The 4,479-nt window shown below is 63.8% G+C and carries 4 protein-coding genes and 1 pseudogene; 2 read left to right on the top strand and 3 right to left on the bottom strand.

Annotated features, from left to right (window positions below; genetic code table 11):
• Positions 1–921 (bottom strand): alanine dehydrogenase (ald, locus tag EOA86_RS23790; RefSeq protein ID WP_128343899.1); only part of this gene is annotated, 921 nt, incomplete at its 3' end.
• Between the two features lie 160 nt (positions 922–1,081).
• Here ald and EOA86_RS23785 point away from each other — a divergent pair.
• Entirely contained in the window at positions 1,082–1,555 is a 474-nt protein-coding gene (locus EOA86_RS23785; protein ID WP_128343897.1) for an Lrp/AsnC family transcriptional regulator, read from the top strand.
• Here EOA86_RS23785 and EOA86_RS23780 read toward each other — a convergent pair.
• Complete coding sequence (locus EOA86_RS23780; RefSeq protein WP_128343895.1) at positions 1,552–2,154, bottom strand: 5-formyltetrahydrofolate cyclo-ligase; 603 nt, start codon at positions 2,152–2,154, stop codon at positions 1,552–1,554. The two genes, EOA86_RS23785 and EOA86_RS23780, sit on opposite strands and share 4 nt — an antisense overlap.
• Positions 2,155–2,419: 265 nt before the next feature.
• On the opposite strand from EOA86_RS23780, the gene EOA86_RS23775 reads away from it, so the two are divergent.
• Complete coding sequence (locus tag EOA86_RS23775; protein WP_127212651.1) at positions 2,420–3,682, top strand: NAD(P)/FAD-dependent oxidoreductase; 1,263 nt, start codon at positions 2,420–2,422, stop codon at positions 3,680–3,682.
• Between the two features lie 162 nt (positions 3,683–3,844).
• On the opposite strand, the pseudogene EOA86_RS23770 reads toward EOA86_RS23775, so the two are convergent.
• A pseudogene (locus EOA86_RS23770) lies at positions 3,845–4,479 on the bottom strand (cyclopropane-fatty-acyl-phospholipid synthase family protein); the annotation flags it as partial.

The following is a 4,479-nucleotide window of genomic DNA, read 5'->3' as shown; positions in this document are numbered from 1 at the left end:
GACCGGCACTGCACCCGGCATATTGGCGACGCAATAGTGAATGACGCCGTCGACCTCATAGGTCGGCACGGCATGAGTTGTGGCGTGCGAGGTCTCGAAGCAGCCGCCCTGGTCGATGGCGACGTCGACCAGCACCGAACCTTTCTTCATGCCCGACAGCATCTCGCGGGAAACGAGCTTCGGCGCGGCGGCACCTGGAATCAGCACGGCGCCGACGACGATGTCGGCCGAAAAACATTCCTCTTCCAGCGCCTCGACAGTCGAGTAGCGGGTGTGGACGCGGCCGCCGAAGATGTCGTCGAGCTGGCGCAGGCGCGGGATCGAGCGGTCGATGATGGTGACGTCGGCGCCAAGGCCGACCGCCATCCGGGCGGCATGCAGACCGACGACGCCGCCGCCGAGCACAGTGACCTTGCCGGGCAGCACGCCGGGCACGCCGCCGAGCAGCACGCCGCGACCGCCATTGGCCTTCTGCAGCGCGGTGGCGCCGGCCTGGATCGACAGGCGGCCGGCGACTTCCGACATCGGCGCAAGCAGCGGCAGGCCGCCGCGGTCGTCGGTGACGGTCTCGTAGGCGATGGCGGTCACGCCCGAGGCCAGCAGGCCCTTGGTCTGCTCCGGATCCGGCGCGAGATGGAGATAGGTGTAGAGGATCTGGCCGTCACGGAGCTGAACCCATTCGTCGGGTTGCGGCTCCTTGACCTTGACGATCATGTCGGACTTGGCAAACACGTCGGCGGCCGTCTTGGCGATGGTGGCGCCGGCTGCGCGATAGGCGTTGTCGTCGGCGCCGATGCCGGCGCCGGCGCCGCTCTCGACCAGCACGTCGTGGCCATGCGCGACATATTCGCGGACCGAGCCCGGCGTCAGGCCGACGCGGTATTCGTGGTTCTTGATTTCCCGGGGGCAGCCGACGCGCATCTTCTTCTCCTCCTGATCCGGCCCTTTTGAGGCATGTTCCCTGTTTAGAGATAGTGAACCACGAATCGTCCCGTAAGTGTTTGCGAATGCGCTTGCGCAGAAGGGCACGGCTCGATAATCGTTGCGCAAAATAGCTGGATTGTCGCAGGAATCCCGGAAAATGCCGCTCGACAGGATCGATATCGCCATTCTCGAAACGTTGCAGAAGGATGGGCGGATACCCAACGCGGCGCTTGCCGAGAAAGTCGGCCTGTCGCAGTCGGCCTGCTCGCGGCGACTGGCCAACCTGGAGAAATCCGGAACCATCCGCGGCTATCACGCCCGGCTTTCCAATGCCGCTCTTGGCCACCAGATGACGGCGATCGTGCATATATCGCTGTCGGGGCAATTCGAGAAGACGCTGTCGGATTTCGAGGCGGCGATAAAGCGCTGCCCGAATGTCCTGTCCTGCCACCTGATGTCGGGCGAATACGATTATATCTTGCGCATCGCGGCAAAAGACCTCGTCGACTATGAGCGCATCCATAAGGAATGGCTGTCGGCGATGCCGCATGTGACGAAGATCAATTCATCCTTCGCCTTGCGCGAGATCGTCGACCGGACGGCGGTGGGGATGAAGCCGGAACTGGCCTAGGCCTTGAACGCCTCCGTCACCACCCGGTCCATCGGGATGTCATGCGGCTGCGGGTAGATGGTAGCGATGCGCTGCAGTTCGTAGCCGACACCGATGACCAGCGGCTTGAACGGCATCGCCGCCAGTGTGCGGTCGAAGAAGCCACCGCCATAGCCCAGCCGGTACTGTCTCGGATCGATGCCGACGATCGGTGAAATGACGACCTCGGGCAGCACCGGGTCGCCTTCAGCAGGGATCGGAATGTTCCAGACGCCCTTCTCCAGCCGGTCGCCCGGTGCGTAAGCGCGAAAGACAAGAGGCTGGCCTTTCTCGACGACAACAGGCAGTGCGGTCCGGCCGCCGCGCTCATTGACGGAAGCCATCCATGGGCGCAGATCCGGCTCGCCCCGGAACGGCCAGTAGAGGCTGACCATGCGGCCGGCGATGTCGCCGATCAACGTGTCGAGGCTTTCGCCGATGCGCTGCGACATTGCCGCCCGCGCGTCAGCCGAGATAGCGAGGCGCGCCGCAATCAGCCGCTCGCGCTCGGCCTTGCGCCATCGTTTCACGTCGGTCCAATCGGATAGGGGCGTCCGGGATTCCGGGTCGAGCTCATGCATGAAGCAAGGCGGCGAGGAATATTGACCCGGACAGTCGTCATGATCCCTATTCAAACTCCACTCCTGTCGTCAGTTTTCAATGAAATTATACTCGGCGGCAGGATAGAGCATGTACATTCGCGACATCTTACGGCGGGCAGTCAGCAAGTCGGATGTTGTTGCGGTGCACAAAAGTATCTACATCAGCCTTGGCGAAATTGGTCTCAAGCCTGCTCTCCCGGCTAGCCTGCTCTCCCGGCCAACCTGCTCTCCCGGAGTGAATGAGATGAAGGAATCCAGTCACCATGTCGTCGTCGTCGGGGCGGGCTTTGGGGGGCTCGAATTTACCCGCGCGCTTGACGGTGCGCCGGTGCGCATCACCATGATAGACAAGCGCAACCATCATCTCTTCCAGCCGCTGCTCTACCAGGTGGCGACCACAGCGCTGGCGACCTCGGAAGTCGCCTGGCCAATCCGCCATCTCCTGCGCAAGCGCAAGGACGTGACGACGCTGCTCGCCACCGTCGCCGGCGTCGACCGCATCGGCAAACGCGTGCTGTTCGATGATGGCGGCGCGGTCGCCTACGATACGCTGCTGCTGGCCACCGGCGCCCGCCACGCCTATTTCGGCCATGACGAATGGGAGCCTTTCGCACCGGGGCTGAAGACGCTGGAGGACGCCACCACCATTCGGCGGCGCATTCTGCTCACCTTCGAGCAGGCCGAGCGGGAGACCGATCCCGCCAAGCGCCAAGCGCTGTTGACGCTGGCGATCGTTGGTGGCGGACCGACCGGCGTGGAACTGGCCGGGACCATTGTTGAACTGGCGCACGACATGCTGCGCGGCGAGTTCCGCAACTTCGATACGCGGCTGACGCGCGTGGTGCTGATTGAGGCCGGTGACCGCATCCTTCCCAATTTCGCGCCGGAACTTTCCGACTATGCCAGCAAGGCGCTCGAGCGGCTCGGGGTGACGGTCGAACTCGGTCGGCCCGTTACACGCTGCGACGCCGAGGGTGTCGTCTTCGGCGACACGCAGCTGCCGGCCAGGACTATCCTGTGGGCAGCAGGCGTCGCCGCTTCGCCGGCCGCCGAATGGCTGGGGGCGGCAGCGGACCCTGCGGGCAGGGTGCTGGTCGAGCCCGGTCTGACCGTGCCGGGCAGCCCGGAGATTTTCGTCGTCGGCGACGCCGCACACGTCCTGCGGCCAGATGGCCGCATGGTGCCCGGCGTAGCACCCGCCGCCAAGCAGCAGGGCCGGCATGTCGCCGCGACGATCAAGGCCCGGCTGGCCGGCGACGCAAGCCCGCGCCCTTTCCGCTACAAGCATGACGGCGATCTGGCGACGATCGGTAAGCGCGCTGCCGCGATCGATTTCGGCTGGATCAAGCTCACCGGCCGGCTGGCCTGGTGGCTGTGGGGCCTCGCGCACATCTATTTCCTGATCGGCTTCCGTAACCGGCTTGCGGTTTCGCTGAGCTGGCTATGGATCTACGTGACCGGTCAGCGCAGCGCGCGGCTGATCACCCAAGGCGACGACAGGAGCTGATGTCTCCGCCCCGCACATTCATTCACGTCATCTGTTCCTGATGGACTCGCTTGCTTCGGGCAGGACTTGGCACGCGCTGTTGAAGGCTGGCACGTCGTTGAAGTCTGATATGTCGAACAGGAGAAAACCCTAAGCCGTGTAAACCACCTGCCGGACATCGATCTAGCTGGCGCGGAAGCCGGCTTCGCAGTAGTGCAGGTAAAATTCTCAGAGCTGCTAGAAGCGGTCGAAACCGAGCGGGACGATCTTTTCCCAGGACGCCCAGAAGCGGTGGCGCCATTCGGCGAGTGTGCCGGCATAGTCGTCCGGGAAAATGCGCTCGCCCAGATGAGCAAGTCCATGGTCTTTGCCGGGCGGTTTCAGGATCGACGACGTCGGCAGCATGCCGCCGGGAAAGACGTAACGCTGGATGAAATCCGGCCGGGCGCGATAGGTGTCGTAGGCTTTTCGTTGATGGTGATGATCTGCAGGCCGGCGGTGCCGCCAGGCCGCAGGCAATCCTTCATCTCGCGGAAAAACACAGGCCAGTATTTTTCGCCGACGCCTCGAACATCTCGATCGAGGCGATGCGGTCGTAGGATCCGGTTTCGTCGCGGTAGTCCTGCAGCTTGATGTCGATCTTGTCGGCAAGTCCAGCCTTATGGACGCGTTCTCTGGCGAAATCATGCTGCTCGCGGCTGATCGTCAGCCCGGTGACGCGGCAGCCGATCTCGCGTGCGGCGAATTCGGCAAAGCCGCCCCAGCCGCAACCGATTTCCAGCACGTGGTCTTTCGCGCCGATGCCCGTGTCCTTGGCC

It is taken from the genome of Mesorhizobium sp. M5C.F.Ca.IN.020.32.2.1 (assembly GCF_004023105.1).
GTDB lineage: Bacteria > Pseudomonadota > Alphaproteobacteria > Rhizobiales > Rhizobiaceae > Mesorhizobium > Mesorhizobium wenxiniae.
Note: the sequence above shows the minus strand (reverse complement) of the source record. Positions and strands in the feature narration are given on the sequence as shown.